Here is a 22534-nt window from a genome sequence, read left to right as displayed (position 1 = left end):
TGTTGTGAACTGGCATAAGTTTATTTCATGCGAAAAAGAAAGCCACACAACATATTCCACACTACAATAGCGCAATTTTGAGAATTTTATTCTAACCAGCGGATTAACGTGCGCTTTTTAAGGGGTTTTGTGTGATAAGCGTTTTCGACATGTTTAAAATCGGTATTGGCCCCTCTAGCTCTCATACGGTAGGACCGATGAAAGCCGGTAAGCAATTTGTCGATGAGCTAATAAGCCGGCATTTACTGGACGCCACCACGCGGATCGCGGTTGATGTTTACGGTTCGCTGTCGCTGACCGGAAAAGGACATCACACCGATATCGCCATCATCATGGGGCTGGCAGGCAACATGCCGGACACCGTCGACATTGATGCCATTCCGAGTTTTATCCGCGACGTTGAGCAGCGCGAACGCCTGTTACTGGCGGATGGGCGGCATGAAGTCGATTTCCCGCGTGAAGGCGGTATGGTGTTCCGCAGCGAAAACCTGCCGTTGCATGAAAATGGTATGACCATCACCGCGTTTGCCGGCAGCAAAGAGCGTTACCGCAAGACCTACTATTCCATCGGCGGCGGGTTTATCGTCGATGAGGAAAACTTCGGCAACAGCGTGTTAAATGAAGTCTCGGTGCCCTATAACTTTCATTCAGCGAAAGAAATACTGGCGCACTGCAAACAAAGCGGCCTATCACTCTCCGGCATGGTAATGCGTAACGAACTGGCTTTGCATAGCCGTCAGGATATCGAAGATTACTTCGCCGCCGTCTGGCAAACCATGCGCGCCTGTATCGATCGCGGCGTCAATACCGAAGGCGTTTTACCCGGCCCTCTGCGGGTTCCCCGCCGTGCTTCAGCCTTGCGCCGCATGCTGGTCGCCTCCGACAAACTGTCAAACGATCCGATGAATGTCGTCGACTGGGTCAATATGTTTGCCCTGGCGGTAAATGAAGAGAATGCCGCCGGCGGACGCGTCGTTACCGCGCCGACCAACGGCGCCTGCGGCATCGTGCCGGCCGTCCTCGCTTATTACGACCATTTCATCGAACCGGTGGGGCCGGGCATCTATATCCGCTATTTTCTCGCCGCCGGCGCAGTGGGGATTCTGTACAAAATGAATGCCTCCATTTCCGGCGCGGAAGTGGGTTGTCAGGGAGAAGTGGGCGTCGCCTGCTCAATGGCGGCCGCCGGGCTGGCGGAATTAATGGGCGCCAGTCCGGAGCAGGTCTGCGTCGCCGCGGAAATTGGCATGGAGCACAATCTGGGCTTAACCTGCGATCCGGTTGCCGGTCAGGTGCAGGTTCCGTGCATTGAACGCAACGCCATCGCCTCGGTAAAGGCGATCAACGCCGCACGAATGGCGATGCGCCGCACCAGCGAACCGCGGGTATCGTTGGATAAGGTGATCGAAACCATGTACGAAACCGGTAAGGATATGAACGCCAAATACCGCGAAACGTCGCGCGGCGGGCTGGCGATTAAGGTTCAGTGCGACTGATTTACGCTATGTGAGAAACATCGCGGCGGAAACCAGCCCCGTAGAGTTCGGGGCTGTTTTATGACGCTTACTCTTCTTCCTCATCAACCGGCTCGGTGATTTTTTCCACCCTGACCAGCTCAATGCGGTACTCCGACACCTCCATGATTTGGAAGCGCAACCGGTGGATTTCAATCACATCGCCCACCTGCGGAAACTCATCGCTGTGTGCCAGCAGCATTCCCGCCAGAGAGGCATAATCCTCTTTCGGGCTGACCAGATCGCTGCTGTCGACGACCTGCTGCAATGAGTGCAAATCCGTGCCGCCTTTAACCAGCCAACCGTCGCCGTCCGCCACAATCTCCAGCGTTTCATCCTCATCCGGGAATTCACCGGCAATGGCTTCCAGTACGTCAAGCGGCGTCACCAGCCCCTGCACGACACCGAACTCGTTGCTTACCATAACCAGGCTCCCTTTGGCCCGACGCAGCACCGGCAGTAAATTGATCACATCCAGCGTTTCCGGCACCACGATGGGCGGGTTCGCGGCGGCAAAGCTCTCTACATCGGTGTGATCTTCCAGCGCGACCAGCAAATCCTTGGCGCGGACGACGCCAATGAGTTCATCCAGCGAACCCCGGCAGACAGGAAATAGACTGTGGGGGGTATCCAGCAGTTGCAAGCGAATTTCGTCAATGGAACGCTCACTGTCCACCCAGGAAATTTCCGTTCTCGGCGTCATGACACTGCGTAAAGAACGCGACGCCAATGTCAGAACCCCGCTGATCATATAGCGTTCCTCTTCAGCAAAGGTTTCGGTCATGACTTTCTTCGGTTCATCGTCCACATCGTCGGTGGTTTTTCTGGTGCCCATCAAACGCAAAATCGCCTCCGCGGTTCGCTCGCGCAGAGGGCGTCGCGACTGATGTTTCATAAAGTTATGTCGGGCAATCTGGTTAAACATTTCGATCAGGATCGAGAAACCAATCGCCGCATACAGATAACCTTTGGGAATATGGAAGCCGAAACCTTCCGCCACCAGACTTAAACCAATCATCAGCAGGAAGCTGAGGCACAGCACCACCACCGTCGGATGGGCGTTGACGAAATTGGTCAGCGGTTTAGACGCCAACAGCATTACACCCATGGCGATAATGACCGCGGTCATCATCACGCCAAGATGGTTAACCATTCCCACCGCCGTAATAACGGCATCCAGCGAGAAGACCGCATCCAGCACCACAATCTGCGCCACTACCGCCCAAAAGCTGGCGTGCGCGCGATTGCCGTGCTCATCATGCGATTTATTCTCCAGCCGTTCGTGGAGTTCCATCGTGGCTTTGAACAGCAAAAACAGCCCCCCGAACAGCAGAATAAGATCGCGTCCTGAGAAGCTAAAATCAGCAATGTGAAACAGCGGACGAGTCAGCGTGACCATCCAGGAAATCAGAGACAACAGCCCCAAACGCATTAACAGAGCCAGCGATAAACCGATAATACGGGCTTTATCGCGCTGTTTGGGCGGCAGCTTATCCGCCAAAATGGCAATAAAGACCAAATTGTCGATGCCCAGAACAATTTCAAGTACCACCAGCGTCAATAGGCCTGCCCAGATTGAAGGATCCAGCAAAAATTCCATGTCAGACTCCGAAAAATGAACGAGCAAATGACATCAATGCGTTAATTGCATTGAAGGGTAATAAAAAGAGTGGGTTTGAATCAGGGTGCCTCAGATGAAGATGGGAACGACCAACTGAGTACAGAAAACCACCAGCGTTAGCGGGTAAACAGAGAACGTTTTGTCGGTGACAGTCCATGGGAAGGGCGGATGCCCGGTGCTCCTAAGCAATTTAAGGGAAGATTACTCTAACAGGTTGCCCCCATTTTTCACAAAGATTTTCTTACGCTCAGCATCAACTAACCGTATGCAACATTTCTATTGTTTACTCCACATTTGAGTAACAGATCAAACTTTTTACCGATCAAAGGTGGAGCCGCATCACACTATTTATTTTTTCGATGAGTAAAATAAATCCGTCAAATCGTCGTTTCACGTTTGATTGCCTGACCCGATTCATTGAATGTCGAATGAATTTTAACGTTTTTTACCTATTGGATAACCAAGTTAGATTCTTACGACCATACTGATAACACTGCGGTTAACTTTCAGTATCTGAACGTTAATCCTGTTTCCTGACGTATTACACATGCAATTTGATGGTGAATAATGAGGAGGTAGCAAGTGAGTATTGCGATAATGTTATGCACTCACGGAGCCACTGCGGGGCCGCTGCTAAAAACGGCTGAAATGATCCTTGGCGAACAAAGCAACGTCGCCTGGGTTGATTTTGTCCCCGGTGAGAACGCTGAAACATTAATGGAAAAATATCAGCAGGAGCTGGCCCGGTTAGATACGTCGCTTGGCGTATTGTTTTTAGTCGATACCTGGGGAGGAAGCCCGTTTAACGCGGCCAGCCGCATGGTAACGGATAAAGAAAACCATGAAGTTATCGCCGGGGTAAATATCCCCATGCTGGCGGAAACGTTTATGGCGCGAGACGACAATCCGGCATTCGCCGATTTGGTGGCGATCGCCCTTGAAGCCGGCCGGGACGGCGTAAAGGCGCTGAAAACGCAGGAGAAACCGAAAGCGGCCGTCTCCCCTGCTCCGGCATCCCCCAAGGCGCCCGCCGCCGCTCCGGCTTCCGGAACCGGCGAACATATGAAAATAGGTCTGGCGCGTATCGATGATCGCTTAATTCACGGTCAGGTCGCCACCCGTTGGACAAAGGAAACCAATGTCACGCGCATTATCGTCATCAGCGATGACGTCGCGGCCGATCATGTCCGCAAAACCCTTCTGACCCAGGTCGCCCCTCCCGGGGTTACGGCGCATGTAGTCGATGTCGAGAAAGCCATTCGGGTTTATAACAACCCGAAATATGCATCCGATCGCGTTATGTTGTTATTTACCAACCCGACCGATGTATTACATCTGGTTGAAAATGGCGTAAAAATAACCTCCGTTAATATTGGGGGCATGGCATTCCGTCAAGGAAAGACGCAGGTCAATAATGCGGTCTCTATTGATGAAAAAGATATTGCCGCGTTCAAAGAGTTGGATAAACGCGGAATTGAATTGGAGGTCAGAAAAGTTTCCAGCGATACCAAACTCAAAATGATGGACTTAATTAATAAGATGGCTCGTTAACACCCAATAAATAACGCGGCGTAACGATTTATTTTATACCCTTAAAATTTCAAATTGCCGCCAGGCGGTAATCGGGCGAATCCCTGAAGCTTGCGCAAAATAAGCGAACGGGACGAACGAAAGCAGCCGACGCAGCAACGTGAAAAATGACGGGGATACTCAGAAACGCTTTCATAGGAGAAGTACAATGGAAATCACCACACTTCAAATTGTGCTGATATTTCTTGTCGCTTGTGTCTCGGGGATGGGATCGATTCTTGATGAATTTCAATTCCACCGCCCACTGGTCGCCTGTACGCTCATCGGGGCGGTATTAGGCGATTTGCAAACCGGGATCATTATCGGCGGTACGCTGGAGATGATCGCACTCGGCTGGATGAACATTGGTGCGGCGGTCGCCCCCGATGCAGCGCTGGCTTCCATTATCTCAACCATCCTGGTTATTGCCGGCGGACAAAGCGTCGGCGCCGGGATTGCCCTGGCGATCCCGCTGGCCGCCGCCGGGCAGGTACTGACGATTATTGTCCGAACCATTACCGTTGCCTTCCAGCATGCCGCCGACAGCGCGGCGGAACGCGGTAATTTAAGCGCCATCAGTTGGCTGCATGTCTCAGCCCTGCTGCTTCAGGCGATGCGTATTGCCATTCCTGCCGTTATCGTTGCGATTTCCGTCGGTACTGATGCCGTTCATGCCATGCTGAATTCAATCCCGGACGTCGTCACCAACGGCCTGAATATCGCCGGGGGCATGATTGTGGTGGTCGGTTATGCGATGGTCATCAACATGATGCGCGCGGGCTACCTGATGCCTTTCTTCTATCTCGGTTTCGTTACTGCCGCATTCACCGATTTCAACCTGGTGGCGCTGGGTGTGATTGGCGTTGTCATGGCCGTGCTGTATATCCAGCTCAGCCCGAAATACAACAAGACGCAGGGTCAGCCTGTAGCGGCGGGTAGCAACGATCTTGATAATGAACTGGACTAATAGGGGTGAGAGAAATGGTTGACACAACTACAACTGATGTAAAGAAACTCACGGCCGGTGATATTCGCGGGGTGTTTATTCGCTCCAACCTGTTCCAGGGGTCATGGAACTTCGAACGTATGCAGGCGCTCGGTTTCTGTTTTTCCATGGTGCCGGTGATCCGCCGTCTTTACCCCGAAAATTCGGAAGAACGCAAACAGGCGATTAAGCGCCATCTGGAGTTTTTCAACACCCAACCGTTTGTCGCGGCCCCGATTCTGGGCGTGACGATGGCCATGGAGGAGCAACGCGCCAATGGCGCGCCGATTGACGACGGTGCGATCAACGGCCTGAAAGTGGGCCTGATGGGGCCGCTGGCCGGCGTAGGCGACCCGATATTCTGGGGCACCGCGCGCCCAGTTTTTGCCGCGCTCGGCGCGGGGATTGCGATGAGCGGCAGCCTGCTGGGGCCGATACTCTTTTTCGTGCTGTTCAACCTGGTGCGTCTGTTGGTTCGCTACTATGGCGTGGCTTACGGCTACCGTAAAGGGGTTGATATCGTTAATGATATGGGTGGCGGCTTCCTGCAAAAGATGACCGAGGGGGCATCGATTCTCGGCCTATTTGTCATGGGGGCGCTGGTCAATAAGTGGACGCACGTTAATGTGCCTTTGGTGGTATCGAGGATCACCAATCAAAACGGTGAAACCACGGTGACTACCGTCCAGTCGATTCTCGACCAGTTGATGCCGGGGTTGATCCCGCTGTTGCTGACTTTCGGCTGTATGTGGCTGCTGAGGCGTAAAGTCAACGCCTTGTGGCTCATCATGGGATTCTTTGCCATCGGGATCTTCGGTTATTGGATCGGCCTGCTTGGTTTATAATGCGTACCTTGCCGGAGGTTTTCACCTCCGGCCTTACGCGGCCGAAACACAACTCAAGTCTGGAATACCCTCTTGTCCGGCGCGATATTCCGGCTTAAAACACCATTCAGATTAACACTCGCTGTTCCTCATACTTACAAATGGAGTTACCCATGACGGTTACGGATATCGCCCTGGTTGTGTCGATTGCACTGGCGCTGATTTATGCCATCTATGACGAATTCATCATGGATAGGCTGAAGGGAAAGACGCGGCTCCGCGTCTTGTTAAGGCGTGCAAACCGACTGGACGCGCTCATTTTTATTGGTTTAGTCGCCATTCTTATTTATCAAAATATCATGAATAATGGCGCGATAATGACGACCTGGCTCTTACTTTCCCTGGCATTAATGGCGATCTATCTTGCCTATATTCGCCGCCCCAAGTTGCTGTTTAAATCAGCAGGGTTCTTTTATGCCAATATATTTATTCCTTATAACCGTATTAAAAATATGAATTTATCTGAGGATGGGGTTTTGGTCATCGATCTGGAGCGGCGGCGATTATTAATTCATGTCGAGCAACTTGATGATTTGGAAAGAATATATAATTTTATGATTGAAAATCAATAGGATATAGTAAAATTATCGTAAATTTTTAATATTATTAAACATACCATTAACTTATTTGTGGTATTTAATCCTTATTCTATCTGACGTTATTTTATGCATTTATCCCTATCTTTATTTAAATGAAAATAATTATCAATTGCATTATTAACACTTAGATTTTTTATTGTTGTTTCACCCCTAAATAATATGCTAAGGTTGCGCCGTCATTGGGGAGTAGCCGGTTTCTGATATTTAATATTAGAAATGCTCGTATCAACATACTCGTTTTATATCCGTATTAAGGATATTTAAAACGTGGTGCGGGCGGCCGATTGGCAGGCGAGACCATAGACACGGCGATCATCATCTGGTTGGGGATGATCTACGTGGATATGGAGAACCACCCAGCCGAGGCTATTACAATGAACCTATCAGCAACACTTATCCTGGCTTTTGGCATGTCGATGGATGCATTCGCCGCATCAATTGGTAAAGGCGCCGTACTGCACAAACCCCGATTCCGGGATGCCATTCGTACCGGTCTGATTTTTGGTATCGTTGAAGCCATCACACCGTTAATTGGCTGGTCGCTCGGTTTTTTTGCCAGTCAGTTCATTATTGAATGGGATCACTGGGTTGCTTTCATGCTGTTGGTGATTCTCGGCGGGCGCATGATCATCGGAGGCTGTAAAACGGCCAAGACCTGTCACTGCGAAAAAATCAAGAAACACAGTCTGGCTCTGTTGGTCTGCACCGCAGTGGCAACCAGCCTTGATGCCATGACCCTTGGCGTGGGACTGGCATTTTTACAAGTTAATATTTTCCACACGGCGATGGTTATTGGCTGCGCCACCATGATTATGGTGACGTTAGGCATGATGATTGGCCGCTATATTGGCCCGATCCTCGGCAAAAAAGCGGAGATAGCGGGTGGCATCGTGCTGATTGCCATCGGCTGCAATATTCTTTACGAACATCTTGGCTATTTAGCCTGACGCCCGCGCCTGCACTGAGGTCTCATCGGTGCAGGGCTTCCCGCCCCGCACGTTTTACGCTATCGCAGTTTATGCCGGCTCCCCGGCGGGGCCGGCATCGTCAATACGCTGATGCAGCCGGATAATAAAATCCGTCTCGCAGCTAAATTGCCTCATTGCCAACAGCTTTTGGCTGACCTCCGGCGTGGCGCGCCAGGCGAACGGCGTCATCTGCAACAAGGCGGCGCTCTCCTGCCCCGATAATTGCATCGGATAGGCCAGGGGTTGCTGTTCGATCAACTGAAACCCCGCAAGCGTTTCGTCTCTGATGGGATGCAACCGTACCTGGTCATAGACTTCGGCTTTTAGCTGGTAAAGATGCCGCGGCCCCGGCGATACGGTAATAACCCAGCCGCCGCCTTTGACCGTGCGCTGTAGTTCAGCCTCATTGCAGGGCGCATAAATCTTCAATATGGCATCCAGCGAGCCGTCGTTGAACGGCAGTCGTTGGCTTGATGCGACACAGTAGTCGACCTGCGGATAACGTTTTGCCGCACGTTGGATAGCGGCTTTTGACACATCCAGTCCATAGACGGTTATTGCCCGGCTTGATTTAAGCGCGTCAGCCAGCGCCGCCGTGTAATACCCTTCCCCGCAGCCGATATCCAGCAGCGCGGCCGCATCATGCGGCAATGCCTCATTAATGCGCTGCGTAACATATTCACGCAATGGCTGATAATGTCCCGCCTCCAGAAAACGTCGGCGCGCCTGCATCATCTCGGCGCTGTCGCCCGGCTGTTTTGAACGTTTAAATTGCACCGGCAACAAGTTCACATAACCTTCTTTCGCACAGTCGAAACTGTGACGACCGCACGACCACTGCTGCGCTATCCGGCGTAAGGGTTGCCGGCATAGCGGGCATTGATAAAACATCAGCACGTATTCCCTGCTAAAAAATATTCTTTATACCCGTCATACTTCAAGTTGCAGGCGCGTTGGCTTTATTACTCGGCCCTCTATGGGCCTCGCCCCGTTGGGGCCGCTGCAAGCAGCGTTCAAATCTGCCTCAGGCAGATTTGAGATTGCTAACAAAATCGTCTGTAAGCCCGAGATACCCGGGCCTACCGTACCGAGGGGCCATTATGGGACACATCCTTGTGTCCCACCCTGCGGGCCAGCATAAATGCTGTTCAAATTTGCTCCTGACAAATTTGTCGGCGGCTTACGCCGCTACGGCCCCTCGCCACGCTCTCCCTAATAACGGGCTTTGTCAATGGACTGAAATCAGCCCCAGGCAGATTTGTCGCTCACCCCGATCGCTCACGGGCGTAAGCTCCCGGGGATGAATGAGAGACATCCGGTCTCTCACCGCAGGCCAGCCGTTGGCTGGTCAAATTCGTTCCCGACGAATTTGTCGCGGTGTCGCCGCCTTGCTGCAACTCGAATTATTTAGTGTATATATTTGCGTCATAAGTGTTGCGTCGATAAAAATCAGGCAACAAAAAACCCGCACCATGGCGGGTTTTGCAACGTGTGCGGTAATTACAGCGCAGTAACGTTGACGGCAGACGGACCTTTCTGACCGTCTTGAATTTCGAACTCTACGTTCTGGCCTTCAGCCAGAGTTTTAAAGCCGTTGCCTTGAATTGCAGAGAAATGTACGAATACATCTTTGCTTCCGTCAGCCGGAGTGATGAAACCAAAGCCTTTAGACTCATTGAACCACTTAACCTGACCTTTAATCTTTGCCATTTCAGATATTTCCTTTAATTGTTTAAACCGCCAGAGGCGTTATACAGACAAACCAAAGTCGTTACTGCTTGAGGCACTAAGATAAGGATCGGCAGAGAAGCGGTATTCAACGCTAACGTTTGTACTCATATCTTCTTTACTGAAAATGCCATTCATATACAGAACTGTACCTCGTTTTACCCAAGTGCGTTATTACACACTCTTTAATCAATGGCAAGCCATTTTTTTTCAGTCGTGGACGAGCTGCACAGATTAGGCGTATTGATGACTTATAAATACGCAATGACGCGCTAAATCACTGTCCCGGATAAGGAACATGTCGCCCTGAAATGAGGACAATGTGGAAATGAAAAAGGCAAAAGTGGTAAATCGCCGAGGCTTAGATAAAAAATAACTATCAAATACCATTTTTGCCTTTTATGGACCGCGCTTTAAATCAACAAGTAAGAAATGTCACTTTTTCTATAACTTTTCTTACTTTTTTTGATTAGTCCAGCGATAACATAACAATAAACAATGGAACTAATAAAATAAGTAAAATACAACTTATCAGCTTCCAACGTCTTTCTGATTTTGAACTCATATTCCTGTGCTTCCTCCCGACACAAAATGTAGACTAAAACCCTATGTTTTGTGTTTTATCGGCAGACTCGGTGATTTTATTAGCTCAATTGTTCAGCGTATCGGGTAATCTGGGCTTATTGCGCATAAACAGTGCGGATATGCGCGTTAGGGTTAGACTTACGTTGCAACGTTACGTACGATTTATTAAATTATATCAATATTTTTGTTATCGAAGGAGCATTATGAGTTTCATGCTCATGTGCACACAGTTCATCACCCGCCGAGTCGTTCAACACGCCATCAATATCCATCGCTCTCTTGACTTAAATGATATTGATAATTATTCTCAAAAACCATTTCCCGACTTGTTAAGGATGTTCGTATGAATGTTGTTCTGGCCCAGTTACCTCCTCTTTTGCGACGTATTGCGCTGTCGAGCGTCCTGATTATGTCCGTTTGCAGCGTCCAGGCGGCGGAAAAGCTTAAAGTCGTCACGACATTCACCATCATTCAAGACATGGCGCAAAACATTGCGGGAGACGCCGCCATTGTCGAATCCATTACCAAGCCGGGGGCCGAAATTCATGACTACCAACCGACGCCGCGCGACATTGTTAAAGCGCAATCGGCCCAGTTGATATTATGGAACGGCATGAATCTGGAACGCTGGTTTGAGCGTTTTTTTGAGAATGTCAAAGATGTTCCCGCCGTGGTGGTGACCGAAGGCATTACGCCGCTTCCCATCCGTGAAGGCGCCTATAACGGCAACCCGAATCCGCACGCCTGGATGTCGCCTTCCAATGCGCTGGTCTATATTGAAAATATCCGGGCCGGACTGGTGAAGTATGACCCGGCGAACGCGGAAACCTATAACCGCAACGCCAAAGCCTATGCGGAAAAAATCCAATCCATCGATTCGCCGTTGCGTGAGCGGTTGTCCCGTATTCCTGAACAGCAGCGCTGGCTGGTTACCAGCGAAGGCGCATTCAGCTATCTGGCAAAGGACTACCAGTTCAAGGAAGTCTATTTGTGGCCGATCAACGCCGATGAACAGGGATCGCCTCAGCAGGTGCGTCGCGTGATTGATGTCGTCCGGCAGCAAAAAATCCCGGTGGTGTTCAGTGAAAGCACCATTTCAGACAAGCCGGCAAAGCAGGTCAGTAAAGAGACTGGCGCCAACTATGGCGGCGTACTCTATGTCGATTCTCTGTCAAACGAAAAAGGCCCGGTTCCGACCTACATTGACCTTTTACAAGTCACCGTAGAAACCATCGCCAAAGGATTTGATCAATGAGCAGTGAGAGTGCTACAGCTACGCAATCATTAGAAGTCAACGATGTCTCCGTAACCTACGGCAACGGACATCAGGCGATTCGTCATGCCTCTTTCGCATTGAACGGCGGCACGATTTGCGCGCTGGTCGGAGTCAACGGCAGCGGGAAATCCACCCTATTCAAAAGCATTATGGGTCTGGTGAAACCCACCGCCGGGCAAGTTCTGTTGAACAAAAAACCCATTGTTCAGGCTTTGAAACAGAATCTGGTCGCTTATGTTCCACAAACCGAGGATGTGGACTGGAACTTTCCGGTGCTGGTCTCCGATGTGGTGATGATGGGACGATACGGGAAAATGAATTTTCTGCGTATTCCCAGTCAGCAGGATCGCGCCATCGTTGCCGAATCACTGGAACGCGTCGGTCTTTCGGCGCTACATCAACGGCAGATAGGCGAATTATCCGGCGGCCAGAAAAAACGGGTTTTTCTGGCGCGCGCGCTGGCGCAACAGGGCAGCGTGCTGCTACTGGACGAACCCTTTACCGGCGTGGATGTGAAAACAGAAAACGCGATTATCGACCTGCTGCGCACATTACGTAACGAGGGACATCTGATTCTGGTTGCGACGCATAATCTCGGCAGCGTCCCCGAGTTCTGCGATAACGTTATTTTGGTGAATCGTACCGTGTTGGCCTCAGGGCCGACGCACAGTACGTTTACCCAGAGCAATCTGGAAAAGACCTTTGGCGGCGTTCTGCGTCACATTAACCTTGGCGGCCCGCACCTTCACGATGATGATGATGCCCGAACGGTAACGGTGCTGACCGATGATGAGCGCCCCGCCGTTTTTTACGGCTCAACCAAAAGCGATCCTCCCGCTTCACGCGCCATCGCTCCGGAGGAGAAAGAACACCAATGATCGAACTGTTGCTACAGCCCTTTAGCTATAACTATATGGTGAAAGCTATCTGGGTCAGCGCCATAGTAGGCGGCGTTTGCGCCTTTCTCTCCGCCTATCTGATGCTTAAAGGCTGGTCATTGATGGGCGATGCGTTATCGCATTCCGTCGTTCCCGGTGTCGCCGGCGCCTATGCATTAGGTCTGCCGTATGCCGCCGGCGCTTTTTTTACCGGGATGCTGGCCGCGCTGGCCATGACCCTGATCCGGCACATCACCCGATTGCGCGAAGATGCGATTATCGGGTTTATTTTTTCAACCTTTTTCGCCGTCGGGCTGCTGATTATTTCACTCAATCCCACGTCGGTTAACGTTCAGTCCATTATCTTCGGCAATATCCTGGGTATCGCCGATGAAGACGTGCTTCAGGTTGAGATCATTATCGGTATTACCTTTATTATTCTGTGCCTGATATGGAAAGACCTGCTTGCGGTGTTCTTTGATGAAAACCATGCCCGGTCTATCGGCCTGTCGCCGCTGAAGCTGAAAATTCTGTTTTTTACCCTGCTTAGCGCCTGTACCGTCGCAGCGTTGCAAACCGTCGGGGCGATCCTGGTCATTGCGATGGTGATTACTCCCGGCGCGACGGCCTATCTGCTCACCGATCGATTCGGCCGTTTGGTGCTGATCGCTATCGCGCTTGGCGCAATCACCAGCGCGGTGGGCGCCTACCTGAGCTTTTTCCTGGATGGCGCCACCGGAGGCGTCATCGTCACGTTGCAGACGGTGGTGTTCCTGCTGGCGTTTCTGTTTGCGCCCAAACACGGATTGCTCGCCTCGCGTCGCTTAAGCCGGCGCGAGCAAACGGGAGATGCGCTATGAGCCTGATACTGAGTTGGATAGCAGAGCCGTTATCCTACCCGTTTATGCAGCGGGCGCTTATCGCCGCGGTGGTGACCGGGACAGTGTGCGCGGTATTGTCGTGCTATCTGGTGCTGAAAGGCTGGTCATTGATGGGAGATGCGATTTCACACGCCGTTTTACCCGGTATCGTGGTTGCCTTTCTGCTGGGGATCCCTCTAGTGATTGGCGCGTTTATTTCCGGCGTTTTCTGTGCGGTCGCCACCGGTTATGTCAAAGAGCATAGTCGGGTTAAAGAAGACACCGTGATGGGGATCATCTTTTCAGGCATGTTCGCGCTGGGGCTGGTGCTGTTTGCCCGTATCGATACCGACCAACACCTTAATCATATTCTGTTCGGTAATGTACTGGGGATCACCTCGCAGGAACTGACGCAGATACTGATTATCGCGGGAATTACGCTGGCGGTGATCCTGCTCAAGCGCCGGGATTTCATGCTCTACTGCTTCGATCCCAATCACGCGCGCGTTATCGGGTTGCCCGTCAAGCTGCTGCATTACGGCTTGCTCTGCCTGCTGGCGTTAACCATCGTCGCGTCATTGCAGGCCGTCGGCGTCATTCTGGTCATCGCCATGCTTATCGCCCCGGGTATCATTGCGTTTATGCTCTGCAAGCGTTTCGACCTTATGCTGCTCGTGGCGACGCTGGTTTCCATCCTATCCTGTGTCGCCGGCACGATGATCAGTTTCTACATCGATGGCGCGACCGGCCCCTGTATCGTTATCGTCCAGGCGTTGTTCTTCGCCGTGGCGCTGAGTTATCACCAGTTGAAGCTTCATCGCCAGCCGGCCAATCAGGCCGCGGTAAACACCGTACCGCGCTGATCCTCTCTGAAACCGGCGGTTCTCCGTCGGTCAGACCGTTGACTAACCTATTACCCTTTATTGAACGGTAATAATGGAATGGAAGAGTAAAGCGTCCGCGCCAGGGATGGCGCGGTTCGAGCTTACAAGGATGTACTTGCAGCGTCTTTACGATCCATCCATCATTACCGCTCACCGGACTTTGTCAGCAAACTCACCGGCGATTCTCCGCCGGTTTCGCTTTCCGTCCGCCGTGTTATTTGCAACAGCGTCTATACTTTTCTGCGGACATCCTTTCACCATTGCATCAATCGTCATCACTGTGCTGTAGATTCAGTTTTTATAAAGTTCAATAGATTACCGTAACGGCATGACCCAATCGCACAAACGGGTATCGGGCAACATCAACGGGAGAATGATCTTATGTGGCAAGCTATCAGCCGGCTTTTGGAAGAACATCTCGGTGCTGCTGAAATTCAGGAACGCCGGGAACTGTCGGGCGGAGAGATGCACCCAGCCTGGTATATTCGTTATGGCGAGCATGAGGTTTTCGTCAAATGCGACCTGCGCGAAATGCTGCCGAAGTTCACCGCGGAAGCCGATCAACTCGCCCTGCTGGCGCGTAGCGCTACCGTCAACGTGCCCGAGGTATACGGCGTCGGCAGCTCCCGTGATAACAGCTTTCTGCTGTTGCAGTTCCTGCCGGTAAAACCGCTGGATGCCCACAGCGCCTGGTGTCTTGGCGAGCAATTAGCGCGCTTGCATCAATGGAGCGATCAGCCGCAGTTCGGCCTGGATTTTGATAACGATCTGTCGACCACGGTTCAGCCCAACTGTTGGCAGCGGCGCTGGTCGTCTTTTTTTGCCGAACAGCGTATTGGCTGGCAATTACAACTGGCTGCGGAAAAAGGCATGCATTTCGGTGAGGTTGATAGCCTGATTGCGCGCGTGGAACAACGGTTAGCCGGCCATCAGCCGCAGCCGTCGTTACTGCATGGCGACCTGTGGCCGGATAATTGCGCCAACAGCGATAATGGCTGTTATCTGTTCGATCCGGCATGTTATTGGGGAGACAGAGAGTGCGATTTGGCGATGCTGCCCCTCTACCCGGCGTTGCCGCCGCAAATTTACGACGGCTACCAAAACATCTGGCCGCTGGATAAAAGCTTTATCGAACGGCAACCGGTCTATCAGATTTACTACCTGCTCAACCGCGCCAACCTGTTCGGCGGCAAGCACATTGTCGAAGCTCAGCAAGCGATAGAGCAACAGCTCTATTCCTGACCCCTCGCAGCGGTTGTACGGCAATCATGCGATTCCGGCGCCTACCGGCGCCGGAACGTCGAACTAGGCCAGCAAGCCTAATAACCGCAGCGCCATATACCCCACTCCGGCAATCATCACCGGCAAAATATAGAGCGGGAAGAATTGCAGAAAAATGGTGTGACGCGGCACCACGACGCGCCCTTCCAGCTTCTCGCGGGTGCTGCTTTCGTTGCCTTTCGCTTTTTCCAGGATCAGTTGATCCTCAATGCCTTCACGAATCGCCTTTACCTGCCGGGACATGCGGGCGCCGGAAACCTGTAGCGCCAGGCCGACAAAAATCAGAATGTATATCAGCCAGAACATCAGGCTGGCGGCGATAAAAAAACGCGAGAAATCAGGAACCGGCGAGTTGTACCAGAAAATATTCAGGAACGGCGTATTAAACCGCACCATATCGATCATCAGATGCAGGAAATCCAGCAGCACCGCATCAATTCCCTGCTTTTTCTGCGTATAGGCATAAAGATAATTTGCCAGCGAAATAATCGTGGACAGCAAAGCCGGAATAAAAATGATCCATCCCGCGATACGTTTAACCACCGCTAAGCGACCGGCCTGTTGATACGTCATGAGTTCCCCTTTGAGTGACGCACTGTTGTTATACGCAACACGATGTTGCGTATAACAAGTGTATACCTAAAACTTTAAGTTTATCATCAGTCAACGCATCAGCGCTCGACTGGCTTTATAAGCAACCGTTTAGCTTATAATAAGCCGTTACAATAACCTATGTATTACGGAGCCACTCGCATGACCTCTGCCCCCTCAATTCGCGCGGTAATTTTTGATATGGACGGCCTGCTGATCGATTCTGAACCATTATGGGATATGGCCGAACTTGAGGTCATCGCCTCACTGGGGATCGATACTTCGCTGCGGCAATCCATGCAGGATACGCTGGGATTACGCATTGATATGGTGGTTGATCTCTGGTATCAGCTTGCGCCCTGGAAGACCCCCAGCCGGGAAGTGGTTGTCGGCCGTATTATTGAACGGGCGATTGCCCTAGTCGCCGAGCGCCGCCCTTTACTGCCTGGTGTCGAACATGCTTTGCAACTCAGTCGCGAGCAAAATCGCAAAATCGGCCTGGCCTCGGCGTCGCCGTTGATGATGCAGCAACAGGTGTTGCGTATGTTCAATCTGGAACACTATTTTGACGCGCTGGCTTCGGCCGAAAATCTGCCCTATAGCAAGCCGCATCCGCAAGTCTATTTGAATGCGGCCGAACAGTTGGGCGTCTCGCCTTTACGGTGCGTCACGCTGGAAGATTCGGTGAACGGCATGATTGCGACCAAAGCGGCCCGAATGCGTTCCATTGTCGTACCCCAGGCGGAATTCAGCCAGGATCCGCGCTGGGCTTTGGCCGATCGCAAGCTTAGCTCGTTGCAACAGCTTGAGGCAGCGCATATTTCGTAAATAAAACCGAGGAAAGCCTGAAACGCTGCTGGAAAAACGCGGTAGCATTGGCCGGAAAAAAACCGGCCAACCGCCAGGCGATTTAAAGGAAATCGTCGCGTTTCGGTGAAAACGTGTCAATCAATATACTGCCGTCTTCCAGCGCAACCACGCCGTGCATTTCGTCCTTTACCGCCATATAGGCATCACCGGTTTTCAGGACGCGTTTTTCACCTTCAATCACCACTTCAAAACTGCCGGCGGCGACATAGGCAATCTGATCGTGAATATCATGCTTGTGAGCCGTCCCGATGGCGCCTTTGTCAAAATGCACGCAGACCATCATCAGCTCATCACTCCAGGTCATGATCTTACGCTTGATCCCGCCGCCGAGCGCTTCCCACGGCGTTTCGTCGTCAATAAAATACCTTCTCATCATTTCCCCTTATATTTCTATTACTCATCGGTATCGAACAAAGATGAGCGTGTCACGGTGACTACCGCCATCTTAGTGACATCAGCGCCAGATGAAACCTAAAATAAGCAAAATCATGACGCCCCTCAAGAAATAAATAAAACATAATTTCATTTTTATTGAATTCGCATCCCAATCAAACTATTATCCTGCTTAACAAGAAAGAGCCGGGCAATTGACGTTCAAGTGACGTTGTCACTGCCACGCAGCCTCATTTGTTCCGCCCGGTACTTTCTCCAAAGCGCTAAAGCGTCATTGTTGTTTTGTTGATGTCTGAAAGAGAGGCGAAAAGTTAAAAACGAGCAGGCGGTGTTGTTACCGATCTGCTCGATCCATTCCGGTGTGGGCACCAGACGCTGCACCTTTATCTGGGGCATGGTTGGCGAGGGTCCGGTTTTCGGTGACAGGGATCACGTCAAGGTTAGCGAGTTACGTTAATCGCTTTCAGCCGGAATAACCGGTGTTCCCTACAGTAACAGCTAACGACGAATTATTGTCGCTTATAGAGAGATTAACGCTATGATTTTAAATTCTTTTGATTTACAGGGTAAAATTGCTCTTATCACAGGCTGTGATACAGGGTTAGGACAGGGTATGGCTATCGGCCTGGCGCAAGCCGGCTGTGATATTGTCGGCGTCAACATTGTCGAACCGAAAGACACTATCGAGAAAGTCACCGCGCTGGGCCGCCGTTTCCTAAGCCTGACCGCGGATATGAGCAACATCAACAGCCACGCGGAACTGGTGGAAAAAGCCGTTGCCGAATTCGGCAAAGTTGACATTCTGGTCAACAACGCCGGCATCATTCGCCGTGAAGACGCCATCGAGTTCAGTGAAAAGAACTGGGACGATGTGATGAACCTGAATATTAAGAGCGTGTTCTTTATGTCTCAGGCGGTCGCCCGTCAGTTCATCAAGCAAGGCAGTGGCGGTAAAATTATCAATATCGCATCGATGCTGTCTTTCCAGGGGGGGATCCGCGTTCCTTCTTACACCGCCTCAAAAAGCGCCGTGATGGGCGTTACCCGTTTGCTGGCGAACGAGTGGGCCAAGCACCGCATCAATGTCAATGCGCTGGCCCCGGGATATATGGCAACCAACAATACCCAGCAGCTACGCGCGGATGAAGAGCGCAGCAAAGAAATTCTGGATCGCATCCCGGCAGGCCGTTGGGGATTACCGCAGGATTTGATGGGCCCCGCCGTATTCCTGGCTTCCGGCGCGTCTGATTATATCAATGGCTATACTATCGCCGTTGACGGCGGGTGGCTGGCTCGCTAGTACAGGCTTTCGCAGTAACCATTACGCTATAACCCCCTGTTAAAAGGCACAATATTGATTGTGCTTTTTTATTTATTTTTCAAAAAGTTATTTTTACTTCTATTTTATCCCTCTTCTCTAAAATGCGTTTTTAAAAAATTTAAAAACAACGTTCCGACTTTGATCACACTTTCGCGATTGCGTGAATGACGGCAAGGCGACTCGCGCAATATAATCAATCAAAACAGTGTTTCTATTTATAAGGAACTGTTGCGCAGTTCCATAAGCAGGTACTCCATGAGTATTTTTGAAAATTTTTCCACCAGCAAAAAAGCCAGACTTGATGAATGGGTTGATGCCGTAAGCCGCCATATCGACACGGTTCAGAATGTGGCTCACAGCCGCACAAACCCTACGCCGTTGTTGGCTGATGGATTTGATGTACGCAGCATGGAACCGGTCGTGTGGCGGTTTCCTGATGGTCGCAACGCGCCAATTTCAAACTTTGCCAGTCAGCAAAACTGGCTGAGGACACTGTGCGCGATGAGCATCATTAGCGGGGAATCCCGTTATCAGCAGCAGGCCGAGGCGCTTAGCCGCTATTTCCTCAACCATTTTGTCGATGAGAACAGCGGATTATTTTATTGGGGCGGCCATCGTTTTATCAATCTGGATACCCTGCAAAGCGAAGGCCCGGAATCGAAAGCCCAGGTACATGAGCTCAAGCATCATCTGCCCTACTACGCGCTGCTGCATCGCGTCAACGCGGAAAAGACGCTGAACTTTTTTCAGGGTTTCTGGAACGCCCATGTCGAAGACTGGGATTCGCTGGATCTGGGCCGGCATGGCGATTACGCCAAACCCCGCGATGCAGACGTTTTTCTTCATCCCCGTCGTGATGTGGTCGACCCTGCGCAATGGCCGACGCTGCCGCTGACTAAAGGATTGACCTTTGTTAACGCCGGCACCGACCTTATTTACGCCGCCTTTCACTATGCGGAATATACCGGCGATCGGCAAGCGGCCGCATGGGGCAAACATCTATACCGGCAATACGTGCTGGCGCGCAATCCGGAAACCGGCATGCCGGTTTATCAGTTCAGCTCGCCGCTGCAACGTCAACCGGCGCCGCAAGATGACAACCAAACCCAATCGTGGTTCGGCGATCGCGCACAGCGGCAGTTCGGCCCGGAATTCGGCGACATTGCCCTAGAGGCCAACGTCCTGTTCCGTGACATGCGTCCGTTGCTGATCGACAACCCGTTAGCGATGCTGGACATTCTGCGTACCCGGCCAGACGACGAAATCCTTGGCTGGGTTATTTCCGGGCTAAAAAACTATTATCAATATGCCTATGATGTAACCAGTAACTCGCTGCGTCCGATGTGGAACAACGGTCAGGATATGACCGGTTATCAATTCAAACGTGACGGCTATTACGGAAAAGCGGGCACGGAATTGAAGCCCTTTGTTCTGGAAGGCGATTATTTATTGCCTCTGGTGCGGGCTTACCGCCTTAGCGGCGACGAGGATCTGTACGCATTGATTAATACCCTGCTGACTCGTCTGAAGCATGAAGATATTCATCACATCGCCAGTCCGGTTTTTTTATTCGCCATAATTGAACTGGCCGAGCACACACAGTCGGAACAATGGGCGCAATACGCCTGGCGGTTAGCTGACGTTTTATTTGAAAAACATTTCCATCGAGGTTTATTTATTCGTTCAGCGCGACATCGCTATGTTCGTCTGGATGATCCCTTTCCATTGGCTTTATTGACTTTCGTGGCCGCCTGTCGCAACCAATTAAGCGATATTCCACCGTTTTTAACCCAGGGTGGGTATGTTCACGGTGATTTTCGCGTTAACGGGGAAAATAGAATTATCTATGACGTGGAGTTTATTTATCCAGCGTTATTAACGTCTTAATTTTTTGTTTTTTAATGATTCACAATTACTAAATAGGTAAGCATTATGAATGAAAACAGAATGCTGGGGTTAGCCTATATCTCTCCCTATATTATAGGATTGATAGTCTTTACCGCTTTCCCCTTTATTTCATCTTTTATACTCAGCTTTACCGAGTATGACTTGATGAGTCCTCCTGAATTCACTGGTATTGAAAATTACCATCGGATGCTGCTTGAGGATGATCTTTTCTGGAAATCAATGGGCGTAACCTTTGCCTATGTATTTCTGACCATTCCGCTGAAATTAATATTCGCGCTATTAATTGCGTTTGTGCTTAATTTCAAATTGCGCGGCATCGGCTTCTTCCGTACTGCTTATTACGTTCCGTCCATTTTGGGCAGCAGCGTGGCGATTGCCGTGTTATGGCGTGCGCTTTTCGCCATCGACGGCCTGTTAAACAGCTTTCTGGCCGTGTTCGGCTTTGATGCCGTCAACTGGCTCGGCGAACCGTCGCTGGCATTAATGTCCGTTACCCTGCTGCGCGTGTGGCAGTTCGGTTCGGCGATGGTTATCTTCCTGGCCGCGTTGCAGAACGTACCGCAGTCGCAATATGAAGCCGCCATGATCGACGGCGCCTCCAAATGGCAAATGTTCCTGAAAGTCACGGTGCCGTTAATTACGCCGGTTATTTTCTTCAACTTTATTATGCAGACCACCCAGGCATTCCAGGAATTCACCGCGCCTTACGTCATTACCGGCGGTGGTCCAACGCACTACACCTACCTGTTCTCGCTCTATATCTACGATACGGCATTTAAGTATTTCGATATGGGCTACGGCGCCGCGCTGGCATGGGTTCTGTTCCTGGTCGTTGCCGTCTTCGCTTCGATTGCCTTTAAGTCGTCCAAGTACTGGGTGTTCTACTCCGCGGATAAAGGAGGAAAAAATGGCTGACATGCATTCAAATATGAGCTCCGCGCAAGAGATTGCGGCGTTGGAAATTCGCCGTACGCTGCGTAAAGAAAAAATCAGCGCCGCCATTCGTTACGTGATTCTGTTGTTTGTCGGTCTGCTGATGCTCTACCCGCTGGCCTGGATGTTCTCGGCATCGTTCAAGCCGAATCATGAAATCTTTACCACGCTCGGTCTGTGGCCGGAACACGCCACCTGGGACGGCTTCCTTAACGGCTGGAAAACCGGTACGGAATATAATTTCGGTCATTACATGATCAACACCTTCAAGTATGTGATCCCGAAAGTGCTGCTGACCATTATCTCTTCCACCATCGTCGCTTACGGCTTCGCCCGTTTCGAGATCCCGTGGAAGAATTTCTGGTTCGCCACGCTTATCGCCACCATGCTGCTGCCTAGCACCGTGCTGTTGATCCCCCAGTACATCATGTTCCGTGAAATGGGCATGTTGAACAGCTACCTGCCGCTGTATCTGCCGCTGGCGTTCGCCACCCAGGGTTTCTTTGTGTTCATGCTGATCCAGTTCCTGCGCGGCGTGCCGCGTGATATGGAAGAAGCGGCCCAGATTGACGGCTGCAACTCCTTTCAGGTGCTGTGGTATGTGGTGGTGCCGATTCTGAAACCGGCCATTATCTCCGTCGCGCTGTTCCAGTTCATGTGGTCGATGAACGATTTTATCGGTCCGCTGATCTATGTCTACAGCGTGGATAAATATCCGATTGCGCTGGCGTTGAAAATGTCCATCGACGTAACAGAAGGCGCTCCGTGGAACGAAATCCTGGCGATGTCCAGCATTTCGATTCTGCCCTCCATCATTGTTTTCTTCCTGGCGCAGCGTTACTTCGTACAAGGCGTGACCAGCAGCGGCATTAAAGGTTAATAGAGG

At 51.1% G+C, this 22534-nt stretch carries 22 protein-coding genes, 1 pseudogene and 1 riboswitch; of the genes and pseudogenes, 17 read left to right on the top strand and 6 right to left on the bottom strand.

Annotated elements, in window-relative coordinates; all coding sequences use genetic code 11:
• Window positions 1-131: 131 nt before the first annotated feature.
• Window positions 132-1496, top strand: a complete 1365-nt coding sequence (gene sdaA, locus JG725_RS02300; protein WP_199376387.1) for an L-serine ammonia-lyase — start codon at window positions 132-134, stop codon at window positions 1494-1496.
• Between the two features lie 67 nt (window positions 1497-1563).
• On the opposite strand, the gene JG725_RS02295 is transcribed toward sdaA, so the two are convergent.
• Window positions 1564-3114, bottom strand: coding sequence for a TerC family protein (locus JG725_RS02295; protein WP_172287784.1), 1551 nt, complete (start codon window positions 3112-3114; stop codon window positions 1564-1566).
• Between the two features lie 603 nt (window positions 3115-3717).
• On the opposite strand from JG725_RS02295, the gene manX reads away from it, so the two are divergent.
• The 5 genes from manX to mntP all read left to right on the top strand — a co-directional run bounded on the left by manX (window position 3718) and on the right by mntP (window position 8119).
• Window positions 3718-4686, top strand: a complete 969-nt coding sequence (manX, locus tag JG725_RS02290) for a PTS mannose transporter subunit IIAB (RefSeq protein ID WP_199376385.1) — start codon at window positions 3718-3720, stop codon at window positions 4684-4686.
• Window positions 4687-4873: 187 nt separating this feature from the next.
• Entirely contained in the window at window positions 4874-5671 is a 798-nt protein-coding gene (locus tag JG725_RS02285) for a PTS mannose/fructose/sorbose transporter subunit IIC (RefSeq protein ID WP_172287787.1), read from the top strand.
• Window positions 5672-5685: 14 nt separating this feature from the next.
• The gene (locus tag JG725_RS02280) at window positions 5686-6534 is read left to right on the top strand and encodes a PTS mannose transporter subunit IID (protein WP_172287788.1); all 849 of its coding nucleotides are present in this window, start codon (window positions 5686-5688) and stop codon (window positions 6532-6534) included.
• Window positions 6535-6686: 152 nt separating this feature from the next.
• Window positions 6687-7145: a DUF986 family protein gene (locus tag JG725_RS02275; RefSeq protein ID WP_199376383.1), complete on the top strand. Its 459-nt coding sequence runs from the start codon at window positions 6687-6689 to the stop codon at window positions 7143-7145.
• 196 nt (window positions 7146-7341) lie between these two features.
• A riboswitch (yybP-ykoY riboswitch) is annotated at window positions 7342-7540 on the top strand.
• A 6-nt stretch (window positions 7541-7546) separates the two neighbouring features.
• Complete coding sequence (gene mntP / locus JG725_RS02270; protein ID WP_172288766.1) at window positions 7547-8119, top strand: manganese efflux pump MntP; 573 nt, start codon at window positions 7547-7549, stop codon at window positions 8117-8119.
• Window positions 8120-8188: 69 nt separating this feature from the next.
• Here the strand turns inward: mntP and rlmA are convergent, their stop codons facing one another.
• The 3 genes from rlmA to JG725_RS02255 form a co-directional block, all read right to left on the bottom strand.
• Window positions 8189-9031, bottom strand: coding sequence for a 23S rRNA (guanine(745)-N(1))-methyltransferase (gene rlmA, locus JG725_RS02265; protein WP_199376381.1), 843 nt, complete (start codon window positions 9029-9031; stop codon window positions 8189-8191).
• Window positions 9032-9640: 609 nt separating this feature from the next.
• Window positions 9641-9850 carry a transcription antiterminator/RNA stability regulator CspE gene (cspE, locus tag JG725_RS02260; protein ID WP_005968829.1) on the bottom strand — a complete coding sequence of 70 codons (210 nt, stop codon included), beginning with the start codon at window positions 9848-9850 and terminating at the stop codon, window positions 9641-9643.
• Window positions 9851-9889: 39 nt separating this feature from the next.
• Entirely contained in the window at window positions 9890-10006 is a 117-nt protein-coding gene (locus JG725_RS02255) for a DUF2627 domain-containing protein (protein ID WP_172287793.1), read from the bottom strand.
• A gap of 790 nt (window positions 10007-10796) precedes the next feature.
• Between JG725_RS02255 and JG725_RS02250 the strand changes: the two genes are divergently transcribed.
• From JG725_RS02250 to JG725_RS02230, 5 genes are all read left to right on the top strand, one after another.
• Window positions 10797-11708, top strand: coding sequence for a metal ABC transporter substrate-binding protein (locus tag JG725_RS02250; RefSeq protein ID WP_304502320.1), 912 nt, complete (start codon window positions 10797-10799; stop codon window positions 11706-11708).
• Window positions 11705-12607 (top strand): manganese/iron ABC transporter ATP-binding protein, encoded by a 903-nt coding sequence (locus JG725_RS02245; RefSeq protein WP_172287795.1) that lies wholly within the window; start codon window positions 11705-11707, stop codon window positions 12605-12607. The genes JG725_RS02250 and JG725_RS02245 overlap by 4 nt, the downstream gene beginning before the upstream one ends.
• Window positions 12604-13467, top strand: coding sequence for a metal ABC transporter permease (locus JG725_RS02240; protein ID WP_172287796.1), 864 nt, complete (start codon window positions 12604-12606; stop codon window positions 13465-13467). Before JG725_RS02245 ends, JG725_RS02240 begins: the two co-directional genes overlap by 4 nt.
• Window positions 13464-14330: a metal ABC transporter permease gene (locus JG725_RS02235; RefSeq protein ID WP_172287798.1), complete on the top strand. Its 867-nt coding sequence runs from the start codon at window positions 13464-13466 to the stop codon at window positions 14328-14330. Before JG725_RS02240 ends, JG725_RS02235 begins: the two co-directional genes overlap by 4 nt.
• Before the next feature lie 402 nt (window positions 14331-14732).
• Window positions 14733-15593 (top strand): fructosamine kinase family protein, encoded by an 861-nt coding sequence (locus tag JG725_RS02230; RefSeq protein WP_172287799.1) that lies wholly within the window; start codon window positions 14733-14735, stop codon window positions 15591-15593.
• A 63-nt stretch (window positions 15594-15656) separates the two neighbouring features.
• Here the strand turns inward: JG725_RS02230 and JG725_RS02225 are convergent, their stop codons facing one another.
• A complete protein-coding gene (locus JG725_RS02225) occupies window positions 15657-16205 on the bottom strand; it encodes a YniB family protein (RefSeq protein WP_172287801.1) in 549 nt (182 codons plus the stop codon).
• Window positions 16206-16385: 180 nt separating this feature from the next.
• On the opposite strand from JG725_RS02225, the gene hxpB reads away from it, so the two are divergent.
• Window positions 16386-17051: a hexitol phosphatase HxpB gene (gene hxpB, locus JG725_RS02220; RefSeq protein ID WP_172287802.1), complete on the top strand. Its 666-nt coding sequence runs from the start codon at window positions 16386-16388 to the stop codon at window positions 17049-17051.
• Window positions 17052-17133: 82 nt separating this feature from the next.
• Here hxpB and JG725_RS02215 read toward each other — a convergent pair whose 3' ends face one another.
• A complete protein-coding gene (locus JG725_RS02215) occupies window positions 17134-17466 on the bottom strand; it encodes a cupin domain-containing protein (RefSeq protein WP_199376379.1) in 333 nt (110 codons plus the stop codon).
• 330 nt (window positions 17467-17796) lie between these two features.
• Between JG725_RS02215 and JG725_RS02210 the strand changes: the two are divergent.
• From JG725_RS02210 to JG725_RS02190, 5 genes and pseudogenes are all read left to right on the top strand, one after another.
• Window positions 17797-17943, top strand: a pseudogene (locus tag JG725_RS02210) (5-keto-4-deoxyuronate isomerase); the annotation flags it as partial.
• A gap of 81 nt (window positions 17944-18024) precedes the next feature.
• Window positions 18025-18786 carry a 2-dehydro-3-deoxy-D-gluconate 5-dehydrogenase KduD gene (kduD, locus tag JG725_RS02205; protein WP_199376377.1) on the top strand — a complete coding sequence of 254 codons (762 nt, stop codon included), beginning with the start codon at window positions 18025-18027 and terminating at the stop codon, window positions 18784-18786.
• A 276-nt stretch (window positions 18787-19062) separates the two neighbouring features.
• The gene (gene pelW / locus JG725_RS02200) at window positions 19063-20694 is read left to right on the top strand and encodes a pectate disaccharide-lyase PelW (RefSeq protein WP_199376375.1); all 1632 of its coding nucleotides are present in this window, start codon (window positions 19063-19065) and stop codon (window positions 20692-20694) included.
• Window positions 20695-20739: 45 nt separating this feature from the next.
• Window positions 20740-21630 (top strand): carbohydrate ABC transporter permease, encoded by an 891-nt coding sequence (locus tag JG725_RS02195; protein WP_172287808.1) that lies wholly within the window; start codon window positions 20740-20742, stop codon window positions 21628-21630.
• Window positions 21623-22528 (top strand): carbohydrate ABC transporter permease, encoded by a 906-nt coding sequence (locus JG725_RS02190; protein WP_172287810.1) that lies wholly within the window; start codon window positions 21623-21625, stop codon window positions 22526-22528. Before JG725_RS02195 ends, JG725_RS02190 begins: the two co-directional genes overlap by 8 nt.
• Window positions 22529-22534 lie beyond the last annotated feature (6 nt).

Origin of the sequence: Brenneria sp. L3-3C-1, assembly GCF_016456245.1 — a bacterium.
GTDB lineage: Bacteria > Pseudomonadota > Gammaproteobacteria > Enterobacterales > Enterobacteriaceae > Brenneria.
This window is presented reverse-complemented; position numbering and strand designations above follow the sequence as displayed.

Coding starts and splice junctions, on each gene's coding strand:
- JG725_RS02295 (WP_172287784.1), bottom strand. CDS start 3,114: ATGGAATTTTTGCTGGATCCTTCAATCTGGGCAGGCCTATTGACGCTG.
- JG725_RS02285 (WP_172287787.1), top strand. CDS start 4,874: ATGGAAATCACCACACTTCAAATTGTGCTGATATTTCTTGTCGCTTGT.
- JG725_RS02280 (WP_172287788.1), top strand. CDS start 5,686: ATGGTTGACACAACTACAACTGATGTAAAGAAACTCACGGCCGGTGAT.
- JG725_RS02275 (WP_199376383.1), top strand. CDS start 6,687: ATGACGGTTACGGATATCGCCCTGGTTGTGTCGATTGCACTGGCGCTG.
- mntP (WP_172288766.1), top strand. CDS start 7,547: ATGAACCTATCAGCAACACTTATCCTGGCTTTTGGCATGTCGATGGAT.
- rlmA (WP_199376381.1), bottom strand. CDS start 9,031: ATGTTTTATCAATGCCCGCTATGCCGGCAACCCTTACGCCGGATAGCG.
- cspE (WP_005968829.1), bottom strand. CDS start 9,850: ATGGCAAAGATTAAAGGTCAGGTTAAGTGGTTCAATGAGTCTAAAGGC.
- JG725_RS02255 (WP_172287793.1), bottom strand. CDS start 10,006: ATGAATGGCATTTTCAGTAAAGAAGATATGAGTACAAACGTTAGCGTT.
- JG725_RS02250 (WP_304502320.1), top strand. CDS start 10,797: ATGAATGTTGTTCTGGCCCAGTTACCTCCTCTTTTGCGACGTATTGCG.
- JG725_RS02245 (WP_172287795.1), top strand. CDS start 11,705: ATGAGCAGTGAGAGTGCTACAGCTACGCAATCATTAGAAGTCAACGAT.
- JG725_RS02240 (WP_172287796.1), top strand. CDS start 12,604: ATGATCGAACTGTTGCTACAGCCCTTTAGCTATAACTATATGGTGAAA.
- JG725_RS02235 (WP_172287798.1), top strand. CDS start 13,464: ATGAGCCTGATACTGAGTTGGATAGCAGAGCCGTTATCCTACCCGTTT.
- JG725_RS02230 (WP_172287799.1), top strand. CDS start 14,733: ATGTGGCAAGCTATCAGCCGGCTTTTGGAAGAACATCTCGGTGCTGCT.
- JG725_RS02225 (WP_172287801.1), bottom strand. CDS start 16,205: ATGACGTATCAACAGGCCGGTCGCTTAGCGGTGGTTAAACGTATCGCG.
- hxpB (WP_172287802.1), top strand. CDS start 16,386: ATGACCTCTGCCCCCTCAATTCGCGCGGTAATTTTTGATATGGACGGC.
- JG725_RS02215 (WP_199376379.1), bottom strand. CDS start 17,466: ATGAGAAGGTATTTTATTGACGACGAAACGCCGTGGGAAGCGCTCGGC.
- kduD (WP_199376377.1), top strand. CDS start 18,025: ATGATTTTAAATTCTTTTGATTTACAGGGTAAAATTGCTCTTATCACA.
- pelW (WP_199376375.1), top strand. CDS start 19,063: ATGAGTATTTTTGAAAATTTTTCCACCAGCAAAAAAGCCAGACTTGAT.
- JG725_RS02195 (WP_172287808.1), top strand. CDS start 20,740: ATGAATGAAAACAGAATGCTGGGGTTAGCCTATATCTCTCCCTATATT.
- JG725_RS02190 (WP_172287810.1), top strand. CDS start 21,623: ATGGCTGACATGCATTCAAATATGAGCTCCGCGCAAGAGATTGCGGCG.